This window comes from Streptomyces sp. NPDC055078, assembly GCF_053607985.1.
In genome coordinates, this window is the sequence record NZ_JBSGUP010000760.1 from 1 (window position 1) to 3,711 (window position 3,711).

The following is a 3,711-nucleotide window of genomic DNA, read 5'->3' on the forward strand; positions in this document are numbered from 1 at the left end:
GAGGTGACCAAGGAGGGGCGGGGCATCGTCATGCGCGTTCCGCTCGAAGGCGGCGGTCGGCTTGTCGTCGAGCTGACTCCGGACGAGGCAGACGCGCTGGGCGATGCACTGAAGAAGGTCGTCGGCTGACGCTGAGGCGCCACGATTTTACTGCCCCGGCACCCTGAGGGTGCCGGGGCGGAGTGTTTCCCGCGCCGTGCCGGGCCATGCCGCGCCGCCACGTCCCGCGCGCTGTCGCCCGTGTCCTGCCGTGGCATCCGGCCCGTGCCTGGAAGCGGCATGCCGACGCCGTCGGCGGTGGTTCCCGGGCCTCCCGGGCGCGGCTTCTCCTGTGTCCGGACCCGGGTGATCCCGGATCTCCGGGACGCGGTTCTCCCAGGTCAGAGCCTGGATGCGGTTCGGCGCCCCCCTGTGGGTGCGCGCCGCCACCTGCGGCGCCCCATCGGGTGCGCGGGCCTGCCGGGGCCTGCCGGGCGCCCGTGCGCCCCGGACCTGGGCAACCCCCGGGTGACTCAGCCCCGCCGGACCGCGCAGAGCAGTCCGTCGCCCACCGGCAGCAGCGACGGCAGCAGCTCCTGGCTCTCGCGCACGGCACGCAGCAACTCCCGCAGCCTCAGCACCTCCGCGGGCTGGGCCGCCGAGTCGACGGTCCGGCCGCGCGCGAAGACGCCCTCGAAACAGACCAGGCCACCGGGCCGCAGAAGCCGCAACGATTCAGCGAGACACTCCAGCGACTCCATCCGGTCGCCGTCGCAGAAGACGAGGTCGTATCCGCCGTCGGCCAGCCGTGGCAGTACGTCGAGGGCGCGTCCGGGAATGAAGCGCGCGCGGTTGCCCGCGAAGCCTGCCGCCCGGAACGCCTGCTTGGCGAACTGCTGCCGCTCCGGCTCGGGGTCGACCGTGGTCAGTACCCCGTCCGGCCGCATGCCCTGCAACAGATAGATCCCGGAGACGCCGGTACCCGTACCGATCTCCGCCACCGCCTTCGCATCGGCGGTCGCGGCCAGCAGTCGCAGCGCGGCGCCGGTCCCTGGCGACACCGAGGGCAGCCCTGACTCCCGGGCCCGCTCCCGGGCCCAGCGCAGTGCGTCGTCCTCGGCGACAAAGGCGTCGGCGAACGCCCAGCTTGTCTGCCGGTTTGCGGTAATGAGCCTCTCCTGTCCCCGTGGTTGAACGCGACGTTGACTGTATCCGCTGCTCCCGGGAACCCGCAGATGGGACCGGGCGTTGTGAAGGATGGGAAGCGGGTGGGGGGAATTCATGGACCAGAGCCGGACGCAGCACCCAAATTCGCGCAAAGATTCTTATCCGGAGCTAACGGGCGAGGTGGCTATGGTAGGGGCTCCGCTGGACACCACCAGAGCCGATAGGGGAGGTGCGGCTGCACCCGCGGATCGGAGAGGAGTGCTGAGGCGCTTCCTCAGGTCGTCGGGTGAGCCGAAATCCGTGACCGACATTGCTGACCGTTCCCACACCACCGACTCCGCAGCCACCGCGACCTTTGCCACGGACGCGGAATCGCAGGCGTGGACGCCCCCCACCTGGGAGGAGATCGTCAGCACGCACAGCAGTCGGGTCTACCGCCTCGCCTACCGCCTCACCGGCAATCAGCACGATGCCGAGGATCTGACCCAGGAAGTCTTCGTCCGGGTCTTCCGCTCGCTGTCCACCTACACCCCGGGCACCTTCGAGGGCTGGCTGCACCGCATCACCACCAATCTCTTCCTGGACATGGTCCGCCGGAAGCAGCGCATCCGTTTCGATGCGCTGGGTGACGACGCCGCCGAGCGGCTGCCCTCCCGCGAGCCGTCCCCCCAGCAGGTGTTCAACGACACCCACTTCGACGCCGATGTGCAGCAGGCGCTGGACACCCTCGCGCCGGAGTTCCGGGCAGCGGTGGTCCTCTGTGACATCGAGGGTCTCTCGTACGAGGAGATCGCCGCGACCCTGGGCGTCAAGCTCGGCACGGTCCGCAGCCGGATCCACCGAGGTCGCTCGCATCTGCGCAAGGCTCTGAAGCACCGTTCCCCCGAGGCGCGCGCCGAGCAGCGCACGCTGGCCGGCGCGATCGGTCTGGCAGGGGAGGGTGGACCGGCGTGAGCGGCTCAGGCCCCACCCCCGCCGAGCAGCATCTGGGGGACCGGCTCGCCGCCCTGGTCGACGGCGAGCTGAAACACGACGCCAGGGACCGGGTGCTCGCCCATCTGGCGACCTGTCCCAAGTGCAAGGCCGAGGCCGACGCCCAGCGCCGGCTCAAGGATGTCTTCGCCCAGACCGCGCCCCCGCCGCCCTCCGCCGGGCTGCTCGCGCGGCTCCAGGGGCTGCCCGCGGGCCCGGGAGGCGACGGCGGCGAAGGGCCCTTCTCCGGAGGACCCGACAGCGACGGACGCGTCATCGATTCAGTCTTCGGAGGGATGACCCCGTCCGTGGGAAGACCCGGTGGTCCCCGCACGGAGACCTTCGGATACGTGCCAGGGGGCCACAGGGCCACGCCCGTACTGCCGGGCCGCCGCACCGGGACCGTATCTGAGCGGGGATTCCGTATCCATGAGGTGGGGCGCGCGGAGGCCGAGCGTTCTCCCTGGCGGGGGCGCCGGTTCGCCTTCGCCGCCGCCAGCGCGGTCTCCTTCGCCGCGATCGCCCTCGGCGGCGCGCTGCCGCTGGAGGCATCCGTCCAGGCGGGCCCACGCAGCGGCGGCACGGCGAACAACGCCACCCCGATGCGGACCGCCGCCACCGGAGGCGGCCCGGTCAGCCCGCTGAGCGCGGGTGCCGGCGGCTCGGCTGTCAGAAGCACCGACTACGAGCGCCGCCGTACCGAGGGCCAGGCTCCGGCGAGATCCGACGAGCGGGTCATCGGCCGATCCGTCCCCGGTCTGCTGGACCCGGGTGCACCGCCGCATTCCGCCCCTGCCCCCGTCTCCGCCCTCGCCCCTGCCCCCGCCATGGTCGATTCCGCCTTCGCCCCGCCACCGCTGATACGGGCGACGGGATCTGCGTTCCAGCTCGCCACCGCTCCCGGACCCACCCCGTCGGCGACCCCCACTCCCGGCCATCTCCTCGATCCCGCGTACCTCGCCCCACCGATGGCTTCCCGCCGCTGACAGGGCCCGCGTGGAGATTCGTGATCGCTCCCGGCGCACATGGGGGCGGTCCCCTGGTTGAATCCTGGGAGGGGTGCTCGTGAGAGTGCCGCAGCGGCCGGGAGTTTGCGGGGAGAGCATGGACGACGGGAAGCCCACCGGAGCCAAGGCGAAGTGGTGGAGCCGCCCCGGCGCGGGGCGCCCCGGACAAGCGGAGCCGGCGGACCGGGCCCCCGCGCCCCCCTCCGACGCCGTATCCGGGCCGCCCGCCGCCCCGCCGGGGTCCGGATTTCCGGCCTCGCCGCCGCTGGGGCCTGGATCGCCGACCGTCCCGCCGGGGCCTGGATCACCCGCTTCGTCCCCGCCGGGGTCCGGAACCCCCGCTTCGTCCCCGCCGGGGTCCGGAACCCCAGTTTCGCCCCTGTCGGGGCCTGGATTTCCTGCCTCGCCCCCGCCCGCGGCCGCTGAGGGAGCCCTGCCCGGGCCCGGGGCCGCACCGGGACCCGGAGCGCCCGGATTCCCTGGGGGAGCGCCGGGATCACCGGGAGAGCCGCTCCAGGGGCCTTCCTGGGACCACACCAGCCCCCAGCCGCTGCATGAGCCGGATGTCTACAGCACACCGCCCTAC

4 protein-coding genes are annotated in these 3,711 nt (G+C 72.7%); 3 read left to right on the plus strand and 1 reads right to left on the minus strand.

What is annotated here, in order from left to right; all coding sequences use genetic code 11:
* A partial coding sequence (locus ACWF94_RS36170) for a DUF3117 domain-containing protein (RefSeq protein ID WP_453498716.1) occupies positions 1–129 on the plus strand: 129 nt, incomplete at its 5' end.
* A gap of 383 nt (positions 130–512) precedes the next feature.
* Here ACWF94_RS36170 and ACWF94_RS36175 read toward each other — a convergent pair.
* Positions 513–1,262 carry an O-methyltransferase gene (locus ACWF94_RS36175; protein ID WP_453498708.1) on the minus strand — a complete coding sequence of 250 codons (750 nt, stop codon included), beginning with the start codon at positions 1,260–1,262 and terminating at the stop codon, positions 513–515.
* Between the two features lie 70 nt (positions 1,263–1,332).
* On the opposite strand from ACWF94_RS36175, the gene sigE reads away from it, so the two are divergent.
* A complete protein-coding gene (gene sigE / locus ACWF94_RS36180; protein WP_453498710.1) occupies positions 1,333–2,100 on the plus strand; it encodes an RNA polymerase sigma factor SigE in 768 nt (255 codons plus the stop codon).
* The gene (locus ACWF94_RS36185) at positions 2,097–3,104 is read left to right on the plus strand and encodes a zf-HC2 domain-containing protein (protein ID WP_453498713.1); all 1,008 of its coding nucleotides are present in this window, start codon (positions 2,097–2,099) and stop codon (positions 3,102–3,104) included. The genes sigE and ACWF94_RS36185 overlap by 4 nt, the downstream gene beginning before the upstream one ends.
* Positions 3,105–3,711 lie beyond the last annotated feature (607 nt).

Bases quoted from the DNA above. Each gene is read 5' to 3' on its own strand.
- ACWF94_RS36175 (WP_453498708.1), bottom strand. From the start codon at position 1,262: ATGAATTCCCCCCACCCGCTTCCCATCCTTCACAACGCCCGGTCCCAT.
- sigE (WP_453498710.1), top strand. From the start codon at position 1,333: ATGGTAGGGGCTCCGCTGGACACCACCAGAGCCGATAGGGGAGGTGCG.